This is a genomic window from Streptomyces chromofuscus (assembly GCF_015160875.1).
Classification (GTDB): domain Bacteria; phylum Actinomycetota; class Actinomycetes; order Streptomycetales; family Streptomycetaceae; genus Streptomyces; species Streptomyces chromofuscus.
In genome coordinates this window covers 6884431-6908255 of the sequence record NZ_CP063374.1, presented here as the reverse complement: position 1 = coordinate 6908255, position 23825 = coordinate 6884431, and the positions used below count along the sequence as shown (strand labels likewise).

Here is a 23825-nt window from a genome sequence, read left to right as displayed (position 1 = left end):
CTCTGGGCACGCGCGTTGAACGACGGTGACGCCGGTCGCCTGCACACCCAGCGGCGATCGCCCCGGCGTTTGCCGTCCAATCCGCCCGGCTTCTGGCACACGACGCCCTCTACGCCGCGTCCCCCGACGCGACGGCCCCCGTCTTCATGCGCGGCTCCCTGCCGAAGAACGCGCGGTACTTTTCGACCGTCCCGATCTCCTTTAGGATCCTTCTTATCCATGCTTGGGTGTAGACGTATTGGTCGAAGGCTTCGTTGTACGAGCAGTACCTGGCGACGGTGGCATAAGGGTTGTCGGTGCCCTTGACCGGACGGATCCCCAGCCGCTTCCACATCTCCGCGTGTTCTCTGGATGCGCCGAAGCGGAAGGGCAGTTGCTCCTCGATGCGCGCGGCGACCTGCGTCGGGCGCATCCTGTTCAGGTCCGCCACCTCGACATGGCGGTCCCGGGTGATGACGGTTCCCTTGCGCCCGGCCTGGACCATGATGCGTCGCTCGTCCTCGCTCAGGTCGTCGAGCTTGACGAAGTTGATCGCCAGGTCGGCGTCAGTCTTGGAGCCGGTGATGGGCACCAGCCGTACGCGGTAGTCGTACCTGGGGTCGTCGAGGACGGACGGATCGATGCCCGCCTCGTACCTGGCCACCAGGTCACGGGTCTTCCTGGGCAGCTCCCTCGCGGCCTTCCGCATCTCCTCGTATCCGTCTGCGGTCAGCGCATGGACGGAGAGCGGGAAGCGAAGCCGGTCGGCGAGGCTGTAGCCGGCGCCGAAGTGGCTGGTCATCTCCTGCTCGTAGTTGATCACGTAGGCCTGCGCCCTGCCGCCCGTGACGATTCTCAGGTTGTGCTCGTAGCGGTGTTCCACCTTGTTGCGCAGGGCGACGAAGAGCTCCGCGTTGAGGCGCACCGTGTCGCCGCTGTCGGGAAAACGCTCCTTCAGGCACTTCTCGAGGTCCCAGGCCTTGGATTCGCCGTCGATCATCTGGTGGCGGGCGGTCTTGGGATCCCGGTAGTGGTAGTCGATCTCGGCCTTGTGGAATTCCGCGTGGAGCAGGTAGTGCCAGGCCTTGTGCATGTGGGTGAGGAAGTCGCTGTAGTCGCCGCTGGAGCAGTTCCATTCGTCGAGCGCCTTGAGGGCGTGACGCTGGGACTCCATAAGGATGTGGTGCCACCGGGGATGGGCCATGAAGAGCGTCGCTCACTTTCGTCCGGGGATGGGGAGATCGGTTCGCAGGGTGGTAGGGCTGTCCGCAGACGGCGTGATGTGGGCTGCCCCGCGTCACCTGCGGCTGTCCGCCTCGGGCCATGGGCTCAGGCAGCGGCCGAGAGGGGACCGGCCCCGGAGCCGAGCGAGCGCAGGATCCGCACCTCCTCCTTCCGGGCGGCGGAAGGAGGGATTCGGCCGGTGGCGCGGCGGAGGGCGAGGCGGGCGAAGGCGTCGGCGGTTTCGTTGAGGTCGTGTCCGATGTGGCCTTTGAGCCAGCGGACCTGGACGCGGTGGCGGTGGCGCAGCAGACGGTCCATCAACTGCCGGCTCTCCGGGAAGAGAAGCGTGCGGTGGGCGACGGTCGGGTCCGCGGAGCGCAGGGTCGAGTCGACTGCCTCGACGCTGTCGCACAGGAGGACCACGGGTGCGTCCTCGTGGTGCTCGAGGAGGCTGAGGGCGGCCGCGCAGATACCGATGACTTCGGCTTCGCCACTGCTCGAGGCCAGGGAGTCGCCGTATCCGGTGGTCCCGTCTTCGGCAGCCCAGCCGTAGCCGCACAGTGCGGACTCGTCACCGACGGCGGCGTCGGCGACGGCCACGACGGCGGTGTCGGGAAGGTCGGCGAGCACGGCGTAGCGATCCACGTCGGCCGGAACCGTTGCCGTCGGATGTTCGCCGTCGCCGTCCTCGCCCGTGTCGGCAGGATGGACGTCGGTGAGGAGGGCGGCGAGAGCGCGGTGACAGCGCGGACAGCCGTCCGCCTGTTCGGGGCAGTGCGCCTGGTGCCTCACGGTCAGCTCACGCACGCCGTGCCACAACTCGGGCTCGGCGTCGGCGAAGCGCGCCAGAGCCGCGGCGCGACACTGCGCGATGAGCTCCGCGAAAGGCCCCGTGGTCACGCAGGCCCACATCCGGTCGTGGAGTTCCGTGACCCGGAGCAGGGCTTCACGGGAGCGGGCAGCGAGAACCGCGGTGTCCTGGTAGGCGTCGTCCAGAGCGTCGAGTCGGGTGCGCCGTACGGAAGGGGCACAGGCGAGTACGTCCCGTTCGGCCTGGCCGATCGCGTAGCGGCCCCAGGCCAGCGCGGCACGGGCGTGGCGGCTCCACCGTTCGACCACCGCGTCGTGCGGGAGGTACGGGTTCTCTTCCTCCCGGGCATCGCGCAGGAGGGCCTGGACGAAGGCGTCGTCGTCGCAGTCACGCAGTTCACGTACCGGTGCCGGCGGTTCGCCGCCTGCCGCTTTCCGGTCCCAGACCCACTGGGCGAGGTCGCTCTCCGGCGCCTGCGGTGTGCCGTCCGGCAGTCCCCTGGCGCGGAGTTCCTGCCGCAGGGCCTCGGCGAAGGACGCCGGGGATGCCATGCGCGCCACCCTCAGCTCCAGCATGTCCACCGGCCGGGAGCGGCCGACGAGGCAGCGGGCACGCTGCTCCTTGCACACGGCCTCCGCCTGCGACCGGGCCTGTCGCACCCTGCGCGCGTGTGCGCGCAACCGTCGCAGCCGCTCGGGGGGTTGAGCCGAGAGTTCCGCGCGCCGGACGGCCCCGCGAGCGAGGACGTCGGCGTGGGCGAGAGCGATGGTGATGGGACCGGCGAGCGAGGCGTGTTCCAGGGCCGCGGCGATCTCCGGAGCGCAGATCCCGTTCATGCGGGCGAGGACGGCCTCCTGCAGGGCGGTGAAGTCGTCGGCGAAGCGACGGATCAGCTCTGTGCGCTCAGTGATCGTCACGATGGCCTTCCAGGTCGCGGGTGGTGGTGAGCGGGGCCGCACAGGGTGTGTGGTCGGGTGTGGATGCGGGCGGGCCCGTGGGCCCGGCATCGGGGTGCACCCGATGCCGGCGGAAGCGTGAGCCGCCGCCGTGCGGAGACGCGGACGGCACCCAGCCGGGTCCCGTCCGCGGTCCGGGCTACTGCACCTGGCCGGTGAAGATGGCCGTGCGGTACCAGCCGGAGCCGGAGGTGTCGGTCGGTGTGATCTCGATCTGGGCGCTCCTGGCCGTCTTGGGGAACACGCAGGCCGCCTTCCAGGTCTGCGACTTGCCCGGCAGCAGGTGCGTGTCCGGCGTACCGCTGAAGCCCGCGTCCGTGTCGAAGATCTCCTCGGCGCCGTCCGGGCAGGACAGGCTGACCATGCTCAGGTCGATCGTGGACTTGGAGCCGTTCTGCATGGTGACGGAGAAGGCCAGGTAGGCCTTGCCGGACGGGCTGGCGTACTCGCCGGAGGTGCCTCGGCTGAAGCCGCTCAGGTGCGCCTTGACGCCGTTGTTCCACGTGGCGGTCTTGTCCAGCGCGACGGTGAAGGTGTCACTGTCGGAGTCGTCCTGGGTGTCCTGCGCACCCTCGGCGCTCTGGGTGTCCTGTGAGGCGCTGACGGTGGCCGCAGGCGGCGCGGTGTCGGTCTGGGTGCCGCCGGTGGTGGAGCAGGCGCACAGGGAGCAGCCCACGGCCGTCGCGGCAACGGCGAGGACGGTCCTGCGCGCACGGGCCAGGGGCACCGCGATCAGTGCGAGGAGCGTCGAGGCGCCATGGGTGAGCCGCGCTCCGCACCACGACGGCTTCCTCCCGGCTGACGGCTGCGCGGCTTCGAGGGCGCGCGGGTCCTCCTCCTGACGCGGTGACGGCACGAGGCGTACCAGCGTCACGAGGGACATGGTGCCGATGACCGCGTCCTCGCGGAACGGCATGACGGTGAGCGGGATTCCTTCCGGGGTGCCGCTCGGCATGGTCAGACGCATGGGTTCCCCGTGGTGGTGGTCGATCGGCCGTTGCCTGGTTCCGAGGCGTCGCACGTCGCCCGGCATCCCGCCAAGAGAGAGGGCGGGGCGGCACGAAGGGCTGGGCGCTCAGGGACATGGCTGCGGCAAGGGACGTGACGCTTCACGCCGTAGAGGGCCACTCTCCGCCGGAAGCGACTACATGTAAGCACGACCGTGAAAGCATTGTCCAACAGCTTGCGGGAGTTGACTCGTGCTGTAGGGTGTGACCACGCCGACCATCGGAGCCAGGACTCACCCATGCCGCAGCCACCCGCACCATCCGCCCAGGTGACAGCCGCCGAGATCTCCCGCATCGCGGGCGTCACGCGCGCCACCGTCAGCAACTGGCGCCGCCGGCACGAGGACTTCCCGGCACCCTCGGGCGGCACGGACAGCAGCCCGCTGTACGACCTGGAGGAGGTCCGCGCCTGGCTCGCCTCACGCGGACAGCACACGGCGGCCACGCCCAGCGGGGAGCTGCGCACGACCCTGCGCCTCCGCGAGCCGGCCGGTGCCGGCGCGTCCGACCTGCTCCTGCTGGTCCTGGCAGCGGCCCGCCGCCTCGCGGACGACCTCACCGGTCTGCTCGCGCTGCCCGACGACGACCTGGTGAAGCAGGCGAACGACGCAGCGGCCGGGGTCGCGGACGTGGTGCCGGACACGCAACCCGTCCAGTTCACCGCCGCCGACACGGCGATCCTGCGCGCCCTGCTGCTCTGCGTCCGCGACGAGGGCGCGCAGACGGCGCTGGGCGTACTGGCGGAGAGGGAGCTGGAGGACAGCGCCGCCAGCGGCGCCTACCGGACGCCGGCCCCGCTCGCCGACCTGATGGCCCGCCTGATTCTGGACTCTCCGGCCCGGGCTCTCGACCCCGCCTGCGGCAGCGGCACCCTTCTGACGGCCGCCGCCGCGCGCGGCGCGCGCGAGCTGTACGGGCAGGACAGCCTTCCGGTTCAGGCTCGGCGCACCGCGGTCGGCCTGACCCTGACGGCCGGGGAGAACGCGGACGTCACCGTGCGCACGGGCGACAGCCTGCGCGCCGACGCCTTCCCGGACCTCACCGTCGACGCCGTGCTGTGCAACCCGCCCTACGGCGACCGGGACTGGGGCCACGACGAACTGGCCTACGACTCGCGCTGGGCGTACGGCTTCCCGCCCCGTGCCGAGTCCGAACTGGCTTGGGTACAGCACGCGTTGGCCCACCTCGAACCGGGCGGCCACGCCGTGCTGCTCCTCCCGCCGGCCACGGCGTCCCGCTCCTCCGGCCGCCGCATCCGCGCCGAGCTGATCCGCAGCGGCGCACTGCGGGCGGTGGCGGCCCTGCCACCGGGGGCGGCGATCCCGCTGCACATCGGCCTGCAGGTGTGGGTGCTGCAACGGCCGGAGCCGACCCGGCCGGCGTACCAGACGGTGCTCTTCGTCGACACGGCGGGCGAGCCCACGGCTCCGGGGCGCGGCGGGAGCCGTGCCGGTGCGGTGGACTGGGCGCGGGTGACCGAGCAGATCGTCTCCGCATGGACGGCGTACGCCGAGGATCCGGACGGGTTCGAGGCGCAGGCCGGTGTGGCGCGGGCGGTGAGCGTGGTCGACCTGCTCGACGAGGTCGTCGACGTGACCCCGGCCCGGCAGGTGCGTGCATCCCAGGCGGACCTGGACCCGCGGGAGCTGGCCGACCAGGACGTCGCGGCCCGGGAGGCGCTGACGGATGCGGCACGGTCGGTCGCACGGCTGGCCGGCACAGAGCGGTGGGACGCCGCGGGCGCCTCGCCCCGGCAGTGGCGTTCGGCCACGGTGTCCGACCTAGCCCGGGGCGGCGCGCTGAAGGTCCTGCGAACAGCCCCCGCGTCGCCAAGGCAAGCGGACAGCGAGGGCGATCCGGAGGCGAGTAGCGGGACGAGCCGACCTGCCCTCACCGGCGGCGACATCGCCAGCGGAAGCGGGCCGACGGGGCGGATCGAGGAGGGGCAGGCAGCTGACCAGGTGCCTGAGATTGCCGCGGGCGACGTGTTGGTGCGTGGCCTGATCGGCGGCCGGGGCCCCGTCGCGCGCGTCGCGGGCGAGGACGAGGCGGGCGTACTGCTCGGTTCGGGCGTTCACCTCTTCCGGCCCGACCCGGCGCGGCTCGACCCATGGTTCCTTTACGGCTTCCTCGGCTCGGAGGCCAACCTGACCGGCGCCTCCACCGGCAGCTCCACACTGCACCTCAGCCCGGGCCGGCTGCGCGTTCCCTTGCTGCCGCTGGAGGAACAGCGACGGTACGGGGAGGCTTTCCGGCATGTTGCCGCACTGCGCGAACAGTCCCGCCGAGCCGAGGAGTTGGCCGAGGAGACGGCACGGCTCGTGGCCGACGGCCTCACGGGCGGGCAGCTCGTCCCGAGCGAACCCGAGACTGTCGAGCTCCACTCACTTCTGATGCGGATGGACGAGGACCCCACCCTCCCGCCGCGCTCCACGTCATCCGTACCGGCCCTTGAAGGGAAGCGGAAGAAGTCTTGAACAGCATCAAGCACACGGAGTTGGCGAACCACGCATGGTCTGTCGCCGACCTCCTGCGGGGGGACTACAAGCAGTCCGACTACGGCAAGGTCATCCTGCCGTTCACGGTGCTGCGGCGACTGGAGTGCGTGCTGGAACCGACCCGCGAGAAGGTCGCGGAGATCGCGGAACAGCACAAGGACAGCGGGATCGACCCGGACCGCTTCCTGCGGCGGGCCTCGGGCCACGCCTTCTACAACAGGTCCAGCCTGACCCTCAAGAAAATCGCTGCGGACCCGCAGAACGCGGCCAAGAACCTCGCGGTGTACGTCGGGGCGTTCTCCGACAACGCCCGCGGCGTCCTGGACCGCTTCGAGTTCGCCCAGCAGATCAAGCGGCTCGACAGCGCGGGGCTGCTCTACCAGGTCATCGGCAAGTTCACCGACCTGGACCTGCGTCCCGAGATCGTGCCCAACCACAACATGGGCTACATCTTCGAAGAGTTGATCCGCCGCTTCTCCGAGCAGTCCAACGAGACAGCCGGTGAGCACTTCACGCCGCGCGAGGTCATCCAGCTCATGGTGCGGCTGCTCGTCGCCCCCGACGGCGACGCGCTCCAACTTCCGGGCGCGGTGCGCACGGTCCTCGACCCCGCGTGCGGCACGGGCGGCATGCTCTCCGCGATGGACGACCTGATCACGGAGCTCAACCCGGACGCAACGGTGGAGGTGTACGGGCAGGAGCTCAACCCCGAGTCGTGGGCGATCTGCCGGTCCGACCTCATGATCAAGGGCCAGGACCCAGAGAACATCGCGTTCGGCAACTCCTTCTCCGACGACGGCCACAAGCGCAAGACCTTCGACTACATGCTGGCCAACCCGCCGTTCGGCGTGGAGTGGAAGAAGGTCAAGGACGAGGTCGAGGCCGAGCACAGGCAGCTCGGCGACGCCGGCCGTTTCGGCGCGGGCCTGCCGCGGATCAACGACGGCTCGCTGCTGTTCCTCCAGCACATGATCGACAAGATGAAGCCGGTCGACGTGAACGGCGGGGGCGGTTCGCGGATCGCCATCGTCTTCAACGGCTCGCCCCTCTTCACGGGCGCGGCCGGCTCGGGCGAGTCGGAGATCCGCCGCTGGATCCTGGAGAACGACTGGCTGGAAGGCATCGTCGCCCTGCCGGACCAGCTCTTCTACAACACCGGCATCTCGACGTACTTCTGGATCCTGACCAACCGCAAGAGCCCGGACCACAAGGGCAAGGTCGTGCTGCTGGACGCCCGGGACCAGTGGGAGAAGATGCGCAAGTCGCTCGGCGACAAGCGCAAGCAGCTGGGCGCGGACCACATCGCCACGGTGGTCAAACTGTACGGCGAGGCCCTTGCGGTGGCGGGGGACGCGGAGCACCCGCTGCACGGCAAGGTGAAGGTCTTCTGGAACGAGGACTTCGGGTACCAGCGGATCACGGTGGAGCGGCCGCTGAAGCTGCGGTTCGAGGTGACGGAGGAGGCGCTGGCCGCGCTGGAGGCGTCGAAGGCGATCCAGAAGCTGCCGCAGGCTCCGGTGCTGGCAGACGCCTTCAAGACCCTGATGGGCAGCAGTTGGGGTACGAAGCAGGAGGCCTGGCTCGCCCTGAAGGACGCGGTGGTCACGGCTGGCTCGACATGGCCCACAGGTGCGCCCTTCAACAAGGCCCTGCGCGACGCGATCGGGGTACGTGATCCGGAGGGTGAGGTCCAGCTCATCAAAGGGCAGCCCGAGCCGGACGCGGAGCTCCGGGAGTACGAGAACGTGCCGTTGGGTGAAGACGTCGAGGAGTACCTGAAGCGGGAGGTCCACCCGCACGTGCCGGACGCGCGGATCGACCACAGCAAGACGAAGATCGGATACGAGATTCCGTTTACGCGGCACTTCTACGTATACGAGCCGCCTCGGCCGCTTGCGGAGATCGACGCGGAGCTGAAGGCGCTGGAGGCGGAGATTCAGGGACTGTTGAGCGAGGTGACGGAATGACGACGATCCCATGGCTCGGCCAAGTTCGTCATCCTGTCGGAGCTGCAAGGCACGCCTTCAAGATCACGCTCGGCAAGATGTTCCAGGCATCGCCGTCCAATTCGACGGATGTCGAGGTTCCCTACTTCAAATCCATTTCTGTCCAGTGGCACGGAGTGCAGCTCAGTCAGGAAATCCGCATGTGGGCAACACCAGCCGAACGTCGCGATTTGGCAGTTCGGACCGGCGACCTGCTGATTTGTGAAGGTGGCGACGTTGGGCGATCAGCTATCTACGACGGACCGGACGGTTTCATTTTCGAAAAATCCGTACACCGAGCACGACCTATCGACGGCTCGAGCACGCGCTACTTCTGGTACGTGCTACAAGCTTTGCACGGTAGCGACTGGCTTGACGTCTTGTGCAACAAGGCTACGATCCGACATCTGACAGGCGAGAAGCTGGCGTCATTGGAAATACCGATTCCCCCACAGGAAGAGCAGCGTCGCATCGCACACTTCCTCGATGCCGAGACTTCCCATATCGACAGGCTCAGGGCCAAGCGGCGTGAACAGATGGAACTGCTGGACGAGCGCCGCACTGCCGCATTGGCCGAGTGTGTCTCGTTGAGTGGACCCGACTCGGTTCGGCACCCCCTTGTGGGCACCGTGTCTCGCTCTTGGCCCGTACTGCCTCTGCGTCGGGTCATTCCTGCAGTGAACGTAGGCGTCGTCATTAACCCGTCAACGTACTTCGAGGAAGACGGCGTTCCCTTCATCCATGGATTCAACGTGCGGTCTGGATGGATTGATCCTCATGGCATGAAGTTCATGTCGTCAGACAGCAATGAGGAGCTGGGCCGGTCACGCGTCTATAGTGGTGACGTCCTGGTAGTCCGTGCCGGCTCTCCAGGACGGGCCGCCGTGGTGACCGAAGAATACGACGGAGCGAACTGTGCATCCGTCCTGATCCTACGGCGCGGCCAAGCAATGCTGCCTCAGTTCCTGTCGGCTTTCATCAATTCACCGGCAGGACAGGGCCAGGTGCAGCTGTCCCAGTACGGAGCTGCACAGGAGGTCATCAGTGCAGCGCAGGCCCTCTCCTTCGTGGCCCCTGTTCCGAATTTGGCCGAGCAACAATACCGAGTGGACCGCTTGAATGCGGCCTTGGAAGCCCAGAACCGCGTCCTCAGCAAAATTCAGCATCAGGCTTCTTTGCTCAGCGAACGCCGCCAAGCCCTCATCACCGCCGCCGTAACCGGCCAATTTGACGTTTTCACCGCCAGCGGCCGCAACGTAATCGAAGGAGTAACCGTATGAGCCCCGTGCACGGCGAGTCCTCCTTCGGGTCCGCCATTGTGGCCGCCCTGTGCGAACGGGGCTGGCGGGAGGTCAGCCCCGAGGCCTACAAGGCCGATCTCGGGCTCGACACCGACGAGCTGTACGAGTTCGTCCGCGAGACCCAACCCGACGAGTGGAGCGAGCTCCTCACCGTCTACGGCGGCAACTCCGACGAGGCCGAGCGCGGCTTTGCCCAGCGCCTCGACCGGGCCATCGCCGATGACGGCCTCCTCCACGTCCTCCGCAACGGCGTCAAGGACCGAGGCGTCCGTCTCCGTGTCGCCTACTTCAAGCCCAACCTCATCTCCGCCGACTCCGTTCGCGACGGCTACCGGGCCAACCGCCTCACCGTCGTCCGGGAACTGCGTTACGCCACCAAGCAGGCCGACTGGGGCCACGAGCTCGACCTGACCCTGTTCCTCAACGGCATCCCGCTCGCCACCGCCGAGCTGAAGAACCCGCTCACCGGTCAGGGCGTCGAGCAGGCCAAAGAGCAGTACCGGACCGACCGCGACCCGACCGAGCTGATCTTCACGCGCCGCGTCATCGCGAACTTCGCGGTCGACCCGGACCTGGTCTTCGTCACCACCCAGCTGCGCGGCAAGAGCACCCGGTTCCTGCCATTCAACACCGGCTCGAACGGCCCCGGTCAGCCCGGCGGGGCCGGCAATCCGGCGCCGACCGCCCACGGCAAGTACGCCACGTCCTACCTCTGGGAAGAGGTCTGGCAGCGGGACAACTGGCTGGACCTCCTCCAGCGTTTCGTGCACCAGCAGAAGCACAAGACGCCCGGCGGCGGCACCACCAAGTCGACGATCTTCCCCCGCTTCCACCAGTGGGACGTGGTCCGGAAGCTCACCGCGCACGCGTCCGTGCACGGCGCCGGCCAGAACTACCTGGTCATGGCCTCCGCCGGCTCCGGCAAGTCGAACACCATCGGCTGGCTGGCCCACCGCCTCAGCGACCTGCACGCCCGCCGCGATCCGCACGTTCTTCGACCCGACGCCCTCGCCGACGGCCGCATCAAGCCCGGCGAACCGGTCTTTGACAAGGTCATCGTCATCACCGACCGGCGCGCACTGGACGCCCAACTCTCGGCGACCGTCGGCAGCTTCTCGCAGACCGACGGCCTGGTCGTGAAGATCGACGAGAAGCACGGGGCGAAGAGTGAGCAACTGGCTCGTGCCCTCTCCCGGGACACCGGGAAGATCGTCACGGTCACCCTGCACTCGTTCCCCGCGCTGCTGGACTACATCAAGCGCAACCCGACCGAGATCAAGGGCACCCGCTTCGCGATCATCGTGGACGAGGCGCACTCCTCCCAGTCCGGCGACGCCGCCACCGCCGTGAAGTCGGCCCTGCGTGACCTCGGTCTGGACGCCGACTCGGACGACGAGGGTACGACCAAGGTCACCGTGGACGACAAGCTGAAGGCGAAGGCGGTCGAGCGTTCCCAGGCCGCCAACCTCTCCTACTTCGCCTTCACGGCCACTCCCAAGTCGAAAACGCTCGAACTCTTCGGCACAGAAGGCGTGGAGAACGGCAAGACCGTCTACCGCCCCTTCCACACCTACTCCATGCGCCAGGCCATCGAGGAGGGCTTCATCCTCGACCCCCTGCGCAACTACGTCACCTACAACACCTACTGGAAGCTCGCGAACCTCAACCACGACGAGAAGGAGGTCGACCCCTCCAAGGCGAACAGCCTGCTCGCCCGGTTCGCGCTCATGCACGAGCACACGGTGTCCCAGCACGCCCAGGTGATCGTCGAGCACTTCGTCGCCCACACCCGCGGCCGGCTCGGTGGGCGGGCCAAGGCCATGGTCGTCACGGCGTCCCGCCACTCCGCCGTGCAGATGGCCCGCGCCATCCGCAGCTACATCGCCGACCGCGAGTACGACACCAAGTACCCGGACCTCGGCGTCCTGGCCGCCTTCTCCGGCTCCCTCACCATCGACGGTGAGGAGACCACCGAGAGCAAGGAGAACGGCGGTCTGCCGGAGAGCGCGCTGCCCAAGGCGTTCGGCTACACCCGCGCCGACGACAAGGCCGCGAAGGCCGGCGGCAAGGGGCAGCAGGAGTACCGAATCCTGGTCGTCGCGGAGAAGTACCAGACCGGCTTCGACCAGCCGCTCCTCACGACGATGTACGTCAACAAGACGCTGACCGGCATCGCCGCCGTGCAGACGCTCTCGCGCCTCAACCGCACCGCCGACCGTAAGTCGCAGGCCGACCTCGCCGTCCTGGACTTCGTCAACGATGCCGAGGACATCCAGGACGCCTTCCGCCCGTACTTCGAGGAGGCGCACACCCTGCCCTCCGACCCGAACCTCCTCTACACGGCCCAGAGCCGGGTCATGTCCGCGCCGATCATCTCGGAGCAGGACATGGACGAGTTCGTCGCCGCGTACTTCGAGGCGCAGGAGAAGGCCGGCGGCTCCCAGGCCAAGTGGGAGAAGCTGCACGCCGACCTGTACCGGCTCCTCTCCCCCGCCGTCACCCGTTTCAGCACTCTCCTGGAGAGCGAGGAGGAGGACGACGTAGAGGCCGCCGAGGAGTTCCGGGCCCACCTCAACGACTACGTCCGCAAGTACGGCTTCCTCGCGCAGATCGTCCCCTACCAGGACGCCGACCTGGAGCGCCTGTACCTGTACGGGCGTTACCTGCTCAACCGGCTGCCCCGCCTCGCCGACGGTGGCGTCGACATAGGCGAGGTCGACCTCAGCCACCTGCGCGTCGAGAAGACCGGCGAGCACGACAAGTCCCTGCTTCCCGAAGGCGCTGCCGAACTGAAGGGGTTCGGCGACGGGGTCGGCGGCGGCAGGGACGCCGAGAAGTCGCTGCTGTCCGAGCTGATCGAGAAGTTCAACGCGAAGTTCGGCACGGAGTTCACCGAGGAGGACGTCCTCCCGGCCTTCAACGCGACGAAGAAGGACCCGAAGGTCCGGGCCGCCGCCCTCGTCAACGACGAGGAGAACTTCGGCGTCGTCTTCGACAAGAAGTTCGAGGAGAACATGATGGACCATGTCTCCACGATCGACACCCTCGGCAAGCGGTACTTCGGCGCGGACCGGGACTTCAAGTCCAACCTGGACCGCAGTGCGCGCCGCGCGGCCTGGCGCATGATCCGCCGGGAGGAGGGGCTGGACGATTTCTGACAGCGGCTGGAGCCCGGCGCCCACTCGGTGCCGGTGCCCCGGACGCGCCTACCTGCCTCAGCCGCGCGCGGCCCGCCTCACGAACTCGGCCCAGGCCTTAGGCCCGAGCGTCAGAACGGGCCCTGCGGAGTGTTTCGAGTCTCGGACCAACACAGCGTTGGGAGCGGCAGCGACCTCGACGCATTCACCGCCGTTGCCCGTGCTGTAGCTGCTCTTGAACCATGCGACATCGCCTACAGACGGCTCGGTCCGCTGGGCGCTCATGTCTCTCCCATCAGTTGCACAATGAACGCTGCCGACTCGCTCGGGGTCAGCGCCTGTGACCGGAGGATGCCATAACGCGCTTCAAGCGTGCGTACATACTTGGCGTCCGTATGAAGACGGCTGTGGTCCTGCACTTCGGCGTACGCGATCCGCTGATCGTCATCAGTGTCGATCAAGGTGAAGGGGCCTCCGAGCGCACCATGGTCGGCACGCCCGGTCGGCATGACCTGGATCTCCACGTTCCGGGACTGACCGAGAAACAGGATGTGCTCCAGCGCCTCCCGTAGAACTTGCGCCCCGCCCAGTGGCCTCCTGAGGACCGCCTCCTCGATGACGAAGCTCATCAAGGGAGCCGGCCGACGACTGAAGATCTCTTGTCGTTGCAGGCGCGCTTCAAGCCCTTCCTCGATCACCTCGTCACTGAGCAGAGGGCGTTCCATGTGGAAAACAGCCCGGGCGTAGGACTCGGTCTGCAGCAAGCCAGGTACGGCGTAGACGGCGTACACGTTCAGCGCGGACGACTTTGCCTCGAGCCGGGCGGCATCCTGGAAGAAGACGGGATACCGCGCCCGGCCGACTTCCTCCTTCAGCGCCATCAACACCCCGCCCGTGCCCAGCACTTCGTCCGCCTGCTCAATGAACCGCGGCTGCGGTACCCGACGCCCCTGCTCGTACGAGGCGATGGTGTCCGGCGAGTACCCGACCCGTTTGCCGAACTCCGCCCGGTCGAGCCCTGCCCGGGTCCGCATCAGTTTTAGCTGCCGCCCGAACGCTCCGATCAGCCCACGGCCAGCCTCGTCCTCGATGCGCCTCTGCCCCGGCACCTCACCGTCGCCCTCACCCAACGCCACACACCCCACTTTCGCCGTCGCGCACGTAGCCGTACCGCCAAGTACACGGGGAGCGCCCTCAGGTACTCCCCACCGCGTCCGCGCGTCACCGCTGGTCACGCTATGCCACGGCCCGGGACGCTGCGTACGTGAATCACACAGAACAACCCGCACCGGCGACCCCCGCCCACGCCTGCTTCACCCTCCGCTTCAGCTCCACCCCACGCGGCGCGCGGCTGGCCCGTCGGCTCTGCTCCGAACGGCTCGACTCCTGGGGCGTGCCCTACGGCAGTGACGACCACGACGTGCTGAGCCTGCTCGTCTCCGAGCTCGCCACCAACGCCGTCACCCACGGCCACGTGGCCGGCCGCGACTTCCGCGTCCACCTCCTCGCCCTCTCCGCGCCTGCCGCCGCATCCCTCACCGTCCGCGTGGAGGTCACCGACACGCGAGGCGACAGACTCCCCGCGCCCGCTGCCGAACCCGCCACCGGGCACGCCCATACCGGCGGACGCGGTCTGCTCCTGGTCGAAGCCCTCGCGGATCGCTGGGGTTGCGAATCGCGTCCGGACGGCCCCGGCAAGACGGTCTGGGCCGAGTACACGGTGGCGCGATACGCCTCGTCCGCCGCTCCCTCGTAGGACCAGGCTGGACGCACTGATCCCTTTCCGGGGAAACTGGCCGCGAACCAACGGGGCTCGGGGGACGAGCGAGCGCGAGCGCAGGACGCGGGGCGGGGACAGGTGCCGGACAGACCGATCGCGGGCCGCTACGAGCTGCTGGAGCAGCTCGGCAACGGCGGTATGGGCGACGTGTGGCGGGGCTACGACGCGGTCCTTGACCGGCCCGTCGCCGTGAAGCGGATCCGGCCGCAGGCCGTCGCCGCCACGCCCCAACTGGCCGAGGAGCTGGAGCGGTGCTTCCGCCGCGAGGCACGGATCACCGCCCGCATCCAGCACCCGGGCGTGCCGCAGGTGTACGACGCCGTCCTCGACAGCACCTACGAGCACCTGTTCCTCGTCATGGAGCTGGTGGAGGGCGTCCCCCTCACCCGGTACGTGCACGAGGAGCGGCCCCTGCCGGTCAGCTGGGCGGTGGCGGTCGCCGCACAGGTCGCCACCGTGCTGTCGTACGCGCACGACGTGCCCGTGGTGCACCGCGACCTCAAGCCGTCCAACATCCTGGTCGCGCGGGACGGCACGGTGAAGGTCCTCGACTTCGGCGTCGCGGCGATCCTGCAGACCGACGTCACCAGGCTGACGGCATCCGGTCGGCCCATCGGCACGCACCAGTACATGTCGCCCGAGCAGGTGCGCGGCACCCGGGTCACCCCGCGCACCGACCTCTACGCCCTCGGTTGCGTGCTCCACGAGCTCCTCTGCGGCAAACCGCTGTTCAGCGCGCGCAGCGACTTCGAGCTGATGGACCGGCACGTCCGGGCCGCGCCCACCCCGCTGCGGCGTCTGCGCGCCGACGTGCCGGAGGAGCTGGAGGCGCTGGTCCTGCACCTGCTCCGCAAGACACCGGAGAGTCGGCCGGTGGACGTGCAGGAGGTGTACGAGCGGCTGATGCCATTCCTGCCGGCCCCCGGAGAGTCCTCCGCCCTCGGGGAGGCCGGGCCGCCCGGGGCGCCGGACCCGACCGGGCTCTACCGCCGCCCCTACGCGCCCCGCGCCCGGGTCGAGAGCCGCCCCCGGGTCGCCCCGGACACGGCGGCGCCCGGCCAGGTCGCCGAGTACGTGGTCTCGCCGCCCGAGCGGGAGCTGCTGCGGGCCCAGCTGCGGGAGGTCGACGAGCACTACATCGCCCTCATGGAGGAGGAGCGCTACACGCAGGCCGCCGAGGTCGCGGGCGAGATGATCGAGCCGCTGGCGCGGGCCCTGGGCGCCGAGAACAAGGCCGTCCTCCGGCTGCGGCGCCGCCGGGCGGTCAGCCGGCAGCTGGCGGGTGACCACCGGGCGGCCCTGCCCGAGTTCGAGGCGCTGGCCGAGGCGTACGGCCGCATCAACGGGCCGACCGACGAGGCCGCCCGCGACTGTCGCGCCCAGGCCGCCCGCTGCCGCGGCGAACTCGGCCAGGTGACCGAGGCGCTGGCGGAGCTGCAGGGCGTCCTCGAGGTGGAACGGGCCGTCGAGAGCGACGTCAGCGACGCGGCCGTGGAGCTGCGCCGTGACATCGGCATGCTGCTGCTCAGCCAGGGCAGCCCGGAGGAGGCCCGGGCCTGTCTGGAGGCCCTGTACGAGGACGTCGTGCTCGTCCACGGCCCGAGCCACGACGTGGCCGTCGAAGCCGCGGAGGTCCTGGCCATGCTCCGACGGGAACTCGACGGCGAGTGACCGGCGGAGTCCGACCGGAAAGCCGGTGAACGAAAGCCCGAACGGCCTGCGGCCACACCGTGGCGGCCTAAAATCCCGTCATGCCGCACCTCGCCTTCGACATAGCCTTCTGTCAGCAGCTGGAGAAGCTCGAGAAGCACGTCAGGAACGGCGTGTTCGACGCCTGGGAGAAGTTCGAGCGGCTCACCCTCGACCAGCTCTTCAAGGACCCGGGCCTGAAGCTGGAATCCTTGAAGGGCGCCAAGGACCGGCAGATCCGGACCATCCGGATCACCCAGGGGTACCGCGGCGTGGTCCTCGCGCCCGAGACGGGGGACACCTTCGTGCTGCTCCGGGTCGGCCCGCACGACGAGGCCACCGAGTGGGCGGTGAAGCAGAAGGCGACCATCAACGCCGTCACCGGTGCCGTGGAGCTCCGCGAGATCGCCACCCTGGAGGAGCTGACCCCCACCTACGAGCGCATCGCGCCCGCCGAGGAGCGGCGGCTCTTCGCGAAGGTCTCCGACGGGGAGATGGCCGCGCTCGGCATCGACGCCACCACCCTCGCGCAGGCACGCGTGCTGACCAGCCTGGAACAGCTCGACGTCTTCGGGCGGTTCTTCCCGCCGGACCAGTACAAGGTGCTGGAACACCTGGCCCTCGGCGCGGGTGTCGAGCAGACGTGGCAGGAGGTCGTCGTGCCGGCGTTGGCCGACGCGGCCTCGCAGGAGCCCGTCGACACCTCCGACTACGCGACCGCCATCGCGCACACCCGCACCCGGATCGCCGTCGTCGCGGACGCCGACGAACTGCGCGACATCCTCGACAAGCCGTTCGCCGCCTGGCGGATCTTCCTGCACCCCGCCCAGCACAAGGTCGCCTATCGTCCGTCGTACTCCGGCCCCGCGCAGGTGACCGGCGGGCCCGGTACCGGGAAGTCCGTCGTCGCCCTCCACCGGGTGCGGCACCTGCTGCGGCACCTGCGCGACGGGGACCGGATCCTGCTCACCACCTTCACCAACGCCCTCGTGGACTCCCTCAACGAAGGGCTCTCCCTGCTTGTCGACGATCGGGACCTGCGCGACCGGGTCGACGTCATGACCGTCGACGCCTTCGCCGGACGCGTGGTCAACACGTCCCGTCGGCCGCTCACCGGGTACGAGGAGACCGCCCGGTGGGAACAAGCCGCGGAAGCCACCGGCTTCACCGGCACCCCGCAGTTCCTCGCCCAGGAGCACAAGCACGTCCTCCTCGCCCAGGACATCCGCAGTCGGGAGGAGTACGAGCGCTGCGAACGGCGGGGCCGCGGCAGCGCGCTGCCGGTCTCTGCCCGGCCGCTGGTGTGGCGGACCGTGGAGGAGTTCGTCCGGCGTCTGACCGAGGACGGGCTGCGCACCTACCTCGGCACCTGCGTGGAGGCCACCGACCTGCTGACCGAGCAGGGGCCGTGCTACCGGCACGTCGTCATCGACGAGGCCCAGGACCTCCACCCGGCCCAGTGGCGGATGCTCCGCGCGGCCGCCCCGCGGCGCCCCGACGACCTGTTCGTCGCGGGCGACCCGCACCAGCGGATCTACGACAACCGGGTGTCGCTGAAGTCCCTCGGTATCAGCGTCGCCGGCCGTTCGACCAAGCTGCGCAAGAACTACCGCTCCACCCAGGAGATCCTCAGCTGGGCGACGGGACTCCTGCTCGGCCGCCCCTTCGCCGAACTGGCCGACAGCGGACGGCACGACACCCTGATCGGGTACAGCTCGGCCCTGCACGGTTCCGGGCCGCGCGTCCACGCGGCGGAGACGGAGGAGGACGAACTCGAGGCCTTGGTCGAGCAGGTGCGTGAGTGGGTGGGCGGCGGTGCCGCGTACGGGGAGATCGGGATCTGCGCGCGGTTCAACAAGACCTGCGAGAAGGCCAAGGAGCGTCTGATCGCGGCCGGGGTCCCCGCCAGCCGGGTCCGCGCGGGAGTCGCCCGCACCGACGACGCGGTCAACGTGGGCACCATGCACACCTTCAAGGGGCTCGAGTACCGCTACACCGCCGTCGTCGGCGTCAACGACCGTGCCCTGCCGAACCCTTCGGCCATCACCCCGGAGGAGGCCGACCGGCTCCAGCACGAGGCCGACCTCGCCGCGGAACGCTGCCTGCTGTTCGTCGCCTGCACCCGGGCCCGGGACGGCCTGTACGTCTCGTGGACCGGGCAGCCGAGCCCGTTCCTGGTGGAGGCCGGCTGCGGGGCAGGGTAGCCGTCGGCGAGCTTCCGCCAGTTCTGTACAGCAGTTTGACGACGCTTTCACTCTCATGGGAAAGTGTGACCGCTTCAGCTCGCTGAGGGCGGCGCGACGGCGAACGTCGCGACGCGAGGGGTGGACGGGCGGTAGCGAAGGGGGGTGGCTTCGGCCGTCCGCAGCCAGGCCCGAGAGGCCTGCACCGGGTCCCTTCTCCTGCCCGCAACGGTGCGGGGTGCCCCTTGGGCGGGGTGCTCACGAAAGGGGACGCGTAATGACTGACGAAAAGACTCCTGACGAGGGCGCGGTCGAGAAGACCGGGCAGTGGATCGCCGGTCTCGCAGAGAAGGTCATAGTCCACGGCGTAGGGCCGGTCACCGGGTCGGCGACCTGGGCCGAGGACCGCCTCGCGCGCCGACAGGGCGCTGACTACAGGGCGCCTGAGGACGAAGAGCGCCGCTCCCCGCAGGACATGAAGGACGACATCGACGCAGTCGTGGCCCGCCTCATCAAGGAATCCGTCGCCGCGGCCGGCACTCAGGGCTTCATCACCGGGCTTGGGGGTCTGGTCACCGCCGGCGTGACCATCCCGGCGAACGTGGCCGCGTCCCTCGCCATCAACCTGCGGATGGCCGGTGCCATCGCGCACCTCCGGGGGTGGGACGTCCGCGACCCTTACGTGCGGAGCGTCGTGATGATGCTCGGAATCGGGATGAGCGCACAGAGCGCGGTGGCTGCCCTTGGGGTGAAGGTCGGCCAGAAGATCGGTGAGCAAATGATCAAGAAGCTGCCGATGGCGATCATCCACAAGATCAACAAGCTGGTCGGCTTCCACCTCGTCGCGAAGTTCGGAACGAAGCGTGCCGCGATCACGCTCGCCAAGGCGATCCCGATCCTGGGAGGCGTGGTCGGAGGAGCGGTGGACGCGGGAGCGACCGCTCTCATCGGACGGGCGGCGGACAGGGCCTTGCGTGACGGCGCTTTGCAGGGAGGCGACGAGCCGGAGTAACGAAGAAGCGAACCAGGTGGACGAGCGCTCGCCGTTCGTCGCCGCGCATGGAGGAACAGCGCGCGGACTTCCGGCACTTCCCGTGCTCGTCGCCGCCTGACCTTGTCACGCCACGCCCCGCCGCAATTACACGTGACCGCGCCACGGCCGCGTCCGCCTTCACCGACTGGGTCCCCTTCGTCGCCGCCTCCGGTCTCCCGTGGCGGAAGTTGCCCGCGGGCTTCCCGCACTGGGACCGGATTCTCAAGCCCCCGCCCCTGGCGCGGGTCTCAGGTTGCGTCCGTGGCGGATGAGCACGCTCTCGGTGTCGTGCCGGCCGAGTCGGTCGGCTGCTCCGGCCGCGACAGGGATCGGGTGCCGAAGGAGCCGATAATGTCCCGGCTTCTGTCCTCATACCCGACGGACCATCCCTGCCGCTTCGCGAGCTGAGGGATTGGACGGGGCTGATGCCTTGTCAGCGAAGCGTTTCTGATGAATGTTTCCACTGGGTACGGGCGTATCGCCCGTAGCGGTGCCGGGGAGCACCGTGGGGAAGGACGTACATGAGCACCACACGTGAGGAAGTCATCGCCCTCGAGCAGAGGGCCGTGGACCACGCGTACGACTGCTACGAGGCGCGGCTGGCCGACATGAGCGGGAGCTCCGCCGCCATGGCCTCGGCGAGCGGCAAGGACAGCATCGCCGTCCGCAAGGCGGCGGAGGCGCGGGCCGAGGAGTATGGGGGACTCGGCAACGAGGCGCTGGTCTTCGCGCGTGTCGACGCTCCGGAGGAGCCGGGACAGGAGCCCCGCCCCTGGTACATCGGCCGCCGCAGTGTGCTGGACTCGGAGCGGGACCCGGTGGTGCTGCTGTGGACCAGCCCGCTGGCCGACAGATGGACCAGGGTGCTGCCCGAGAAGCCGGGGGATGTGGTTCTGCGCCGACGGCTGCAGTGCGCGCGGCGTGTCGTCGAGGGCTACGTCGACGAGATCGCCGTCTCCCGGCCCGCCCTCGACCGCCCCTCCGTCTCCGGAGATCCCGTCCCCGCCCTGACGCGGATCCCGAAGCCGCGGCCGGCGGCCGACGACCGGGGCGAGGTGGAAAAGCCGCAGGACTCGAACGTGGCCGATCCGTCGGCACCGGCCCCCGAATCGGTCCCGGAATTGGTCCCGGAAGAGGTCGCAGAGCCCGGTGGCTCGCGGCCCGGGCGGCGCCCGCCGGCCCCCACGCCGGGTGACGTGGCGCGTGTCCGGCGGCGCAAGCCGCTTCAGCCGGACGAGTTGCTGCTGCGTGAGCTGCAGCGTTCGCGCAGCGGCCGGATGCGGGACATCGTCGAGACGATCCGCCGCGACCAGATGGACCTGGTGACGGGTTCCCCGACCGACATTCTCGTCGTACAGGGTGGCCCGGGAACCGGCAAGTCCGCGGTCGGTCTGCACCGGGTCACCTGGCTGGTCAACAACGAGCACTTCAAGGCTCAGGACATCCTCGTCATCGGCCCTCACCAGCGGTTCCTGGAGTATGTCGGCCAGGTGCTGCCCACCCTCGGCACCAGGGACGTCAACGCCGTCCAGCTGTCCCGTCTCTGGGACGCCGACACGCCTGGCACCGACACCGTGCAGGCGCGCCGGGTGAAGTCGGACGAGCGGATGGCGGCCGTGCTGCGCAACCGCGTCGAGAGCGAGTTCCGCCCCGAGGCCCTCGACGACCTAACCGCTGCCCCCGCCTTCGAGGGTGACGAGCCCGCCCTCATGGTCACCGCCGCCGGCACGACCTTGCGCGTCCCGCGCTCCCAGGTCCTCGACCTGCTCACCGCCGCCCAGGACGGCGGCGGCCCGTACCGGCAGCGCCGGGACCGCTTCCGCACCCTGCTCGTCGACCTCCTCCTGCGCGAGCTCACGGACATCGCTCCGCGCCGCGGCCAGTCGCCCACCATCCGCAGGGAGTTCGAGCGCAACCGCCGGGTGGAACGGCTCGTCGAAAGGATCTGGCCGTCCCCGAGCGCCAGGGAGGCCCTGCGCAGCCTGTACGACTCCCCCGACCTGCTCCGGTCCTGCGCCGACGGCATCCTCGACGAGGACGAACAGGCGGTACTGCACCGGCCCCGCGCCGCCACCGCCGATGCCGAGCCCTGGACCCTCGACGACCACGTCTGCCTCGAGGAACTGGAATTCCTCATCAGCGGCGAAGTCCCGCCCCGCTACGGGCACATCGTCGTCGACGAGGCCCAGGACCTCACTCCCCTGCAGGCACGCGCCCTGCGCCGCCGCTGCGCGGCCGGAGGCTCGATGACCGTCCTCGGCGACCTCGCCCAAGCCACCGGTCCGCACACCCACACGAACTGGGAGCGCCTCGGCACGCTCCTGTCCGACCAGGGCGACTGGCGCGTCGCCGAGCTCACCACCAGTTACCGCGTACCCGCGGAGATCATGGAGTTCGTCGCCCCGCTCGCCCGCGCGGTCGCCCCCGGTCTGCCCTACCCGCGGGCGGTGCGCGAGGTGGGCGAGGACGCGGTACGGACCGTGGAGACCGAGCCGTGGAAGCTCCTCGAGGACACCATCACCCACGTGACGCGCCTCGTCGGTTCCAGCGACGACGGGAACAACCTGCGCTCCATCGCCGTCATCGTCCCCGACGACTCCATGTGGCTGGACGAGATCACCCGCCTCCTGGACCGGAACGACGACCTCACCGGCCCCCGTCGCGAAGCGGTCTCGGTGCTGGCCGCCGCACAGGCCAAGGGCATGGAGTACGACCACGTCCTGGTCCTGGAACCCGCCACCATCGCCGCCCGCGGTCCGGCCGGCCTGCGCCAGCTCTACATCGCTCTCACCCGCAGCACGCAGACCCTGACCGTGCTGCACACCGCACCGCTCCCGGAGGCCCTCGCGAACACCGTCCCCTCCCCTGCCCTCGCCGGAATCCCCAGCTCCTCTCCCGCCGAGGTCCGGCCGGACCACGAGGCCGCCGTCCCGGAGATCGGCACGGACGTCCGGGTGAAGGTCGTCGGCCCCGGCCCCGGCGGCCGCTACAAGGTCACCGCCCTGGCCCCGGCCCTCGACCGCCCGATGATGCTCACGGTCCGGCACGGTTCCACCCCTCCCCGCACCGGCGACGAGCTGGACTGCTGGGTGTTCGCCAACGAGACCAACCAGACCGTGCTCACCACTGACCAGCGTGGCCGTATGCCGATCTCGCCCACCATGGCGCCCCGCTACATCGCGGCCCTGGGCGTACTCGACGAACTGGTGTCGGTCACAGGCGGCGAGCCGCAGGACGCCCGCGCCCGCCTGTCCGAGCTGAAGGGCATGGCCAACCGCATCCTCCGCCGCGACCAGGCGGACTGGGTGGACGTACGACGCGTCCTCGGATCGCCCGACAGGCAGCGGTTGAGTCTGCTGCGCGATCTCGCCGCGGGCACCCACCGAGCGCTCAAGGACGGCACTCTGGACATCGCCGCCCTCCGGGACCGGCTCACTGGGTCCGGCTGGGCCGACGCCCTCCTAGAGGCTCGCGACACCCTTCGCGCCCGCATGGACGACGCCACACCCACCGCCCCGGAAAAGGCACCCAGCGCCGCTCCCACTCCCGAGCGGCAGCCTGAACAGAAGGAAACCGAACCCGTGCCCGCCTCCGAAACAGCGCCCGCCGCGCCCGTCACCGCCTCCGAGACCGTGGAGCAGTCCGCCCTGCTTCAGGCGCTCGAGGCCTGGGCCACGGCCGACCGCACCTGCAAGAAGCACCAGGCGGTCCGCCACGCCCTGAAGGCGGCCCTGTTGTGGGCGGACCTCGAGCCGGTGGACTCCCCGATCGTCGACGTCAGTTGCGACACCGACCAGGGTCTGCACCTGTACGAGGTGCTCGGCGCCGGCCGTTCGACCTACCAGGACCTCCGTGAGGGGGCGACGCGTCTCCTCGAGATCAAGCACACCCTGCACGCCCAGGCCACCGGCCTCTACCTCGTCCTGTGCGAACCCCCGGCCGAGGACTGGGCCGCCGAAGCCGTCCGCGACATCTTCACCGTGCACGTCCTGTGGCGCACCCCGGACGGCTGGGGCGGCGAGGTCGTCGGCACGGCGCTCGGAGGGTGATCCGCTCCGTCCCCTTCCGACAGCGCCGACATGCCGGGGAGCATCGGCGCATGAAGTGGCGCCGGTGAGTCAGGCCGTGGCGTACGAACAGCCGTCACCCGTCGCCGGCACCAACCTTCGGGCGCTTCGGCACCGTTACTCAGGAAAGACAACCCCGTACGGAGTACCGGCGGGCCGACCGAAAAGGCACGGC

14 protein-coding genes are annotated in these 23825 nt (G+C 69.5%); 9 read left to right on the top strand and 5 right to left on the bottom strand.

Translation table 11 applies throughout. The features are described 5' to 3' along the window. Nucleotides 1–109 precede the first annotated feature (109 nt). The 3 genes from IPT68_RS30955 to IPT68_RS30945 form a co-directional block, all read right to left on the bottom strand. Nucleotides 110–1153, bottom strand: coding sequence for a DUF3644 domain-containing protein (locus IPT68_RS30955; RefSeq protein ID WP_228040043.1), 1044 nt, complete (start codon nucleotides 1151–1153; stop codon nucleotides 110–112). 155 nt (nucleotides 1154–1308) lie between these two features. Continuing rightward, nucleotides 1309–2931, bottom strand: a complete 1623-nt coding sequence (locus IPT68_RS30950; RefSeq protein WP_189698147.1) for an RNase H family protein — start codon at nucleotides 2929–2931, stop codon at nucleotides 1309–1311. Nucleotides 2932–3109: 178 nt separating this feature from the next. Next, complete coding sequence (locus IPT68_RS30945; RefSeq protein WP_189698148.1) at nucleotides 3110–3937, bottom strand: hypothetical protein; 828 nt, start codon at nucleotides 3935–3937, stop codon at nucleotides 3110–3112. A gap of 309 nt (nucleotides 3938–4246) precedes the next feature. Here IPT68_RS30945 and IPT68_RS30940 point away from each other — a divergent pair, with 309 nt between their 5' ends. The 4 genes from IPT68_RS30940 to IPT68_RS30925 are packed head-to-tail and all read left to right on the top strand — an operon-like array spanning nucleotide 4247 to nucleotide 12919. Then, nucleotides 4247–6454: an N-6 DNA methylase gene (locus IPT68_RS30940; RefSeq protein WP_228040040.1), complete on the top strand. Its 2208-nt coding sequence runs from the start codon at nucleotides 4247–4249 to the stop codon at nucleotides 6452–6454. Continuing rightward, nucleotides 6451–8442: a type I restriction-modification system subunit M gene (locus tag IPT68_RS30935; protein WP_189698150.1), complete on the top strand. Its 1992-nt coding sequence runs from the start codon at nucleotides 6451–6453 to the stop codon at nucleotides 8440–8442. Before IPT68_RS30940 ends, IPT68_RS30935 begins: the two co-directional genes overlap by 4 nt. Further along, entirely contained in the window at nucleotides 8439–9740 is a 1302-nt protein-coding gene (locus IPT68_RS30930; RefSeq protein ID WP_189698151.1) for a restriction endonuclease subunit S, read from the top strand. Before IPT68_RS30935 ends, IPT68_RS30930 begins: the two co-directional genes overlap by 4 nt. Continuing rightward, entirely contained in the window at nucleotides 9737–12919 is a 3183-nt protein-coding gene (locus IPT68_RS30925) for a type I restriction endonuclease subunit R (protein WP_189698152.1), read from the top strand. Before IPT68_RS30930 ends, IPT68_RS30925 begins: the two co-directional genes overlap by 4 nt. 57 nt (nucleotides 12920–12976) lie before the next feature. Here IPT68_RS30925 and IPT68_RS30920 read toward each other — a convergent pair whose 3' ends face one another. Both IPT68_RS30920 and IPT68_RS30915 read right to left on the bottom strand, forming a co-directional pair. After that, on the bottom strand, nucleotides 12977–13183 hold the full coding sequence (locus IPT68_RS30920; protein ID WP_189698153.1) for a DUF397 domain-containing protein: 207 nt from the start codon (nucleotides 13181–13183) through the stop codon (nucleotides 12977–12979). Then, on the bottom strand, nucleotides 13180–14043 hold the full coding sequence (locus IPT68_RS30915) for a helix-turn-helix domain-containing protein (RefSeq protein ID WP_189698154.1): 864 nt from the start codon (nucleotides 14041–14043) through the stop codon (nucleotides 13180–13182). The genes IPT68_RS30920 and IPT68_RS30915 overlap by 4 nt, the downstream gene beginning before the upstream one ends. A gap of 119 nt (nucleotides 14044–14162) precedes the next feature. On the opposite strand from IPT68_RS30915, the gene IPT68_RS30910 reads away from it, so the two are divergent. The 5 genes from IPT68_RS30910 to IPT68_RS30890 all read left to right on the top strand — a co-directional run bounded on the left by IPT68_RS30910 (nucleotide 14163) and on the right by IPT68_RS30890 (nucleotide 23632). After that, nucleotides 14163–14654, top strand: a complete 492-nt coding sequence (locus tag IPT68_RS30910; RefSeq protein WP_189698155.1) for an ATP-binding protein — start codon at nucleotides 14163–14165, stop codon at nucleotides 14652–14654. A 102-nt stretch (nucleotides 14655–14756) separates the two neighbouring features. Continuing rightward, complete coding sequence (locus tag IPT68_RS30905) at nucleotides 14757–16349, top strand: serine/threonine-protein kinase (protein WP_189698156.1); 1593 nt, start codon at nucleotides 14757–14759, stop codon at nucleotides 16347–16349. Nucleotides 16350–16429: 80 nt separating this feature from the next. Then, nucleotides 16430–18571, top strand: a complete 2142-nt coding sequence (locus tag IPT68_RS30900) for a UvrD-helicase domain-containing protein (protein ID WP_189698157.1) — start codon at nucleotides 16430–16432, stop codon at nucleotides 18569–18571. Nucleotides 18572–19025: 454 nt separating this feature from the next. Continuing rightward, on the top strand, nucleotides 19026–19562 hold the full coding sequence (locus IPT68_RS30895) for an EcsC family protein (RefSeq protein ID WP_189698158.1): 537 nt from the start codon (nucleotides 19026–19028) through the stop codon (nucleotides 19560–19562). 542 nt (nucleotides 19563–20104) lie between these two features. After that, nucleotides 20105–23632 carry a HelD family protein gene (locus IPT68_RS30890; RefSeq protein ID WP_189698159.1) on the top strand — a complete coding sequence of 1176 codons (3528 nt, stop codon included), beginning with the start codon at nucleotides 20105–20107 and terminating at the stop codon, nucleotides 23630–23632. Nucleotides 23633–23825: the final 193 nt, after the last annotated feature.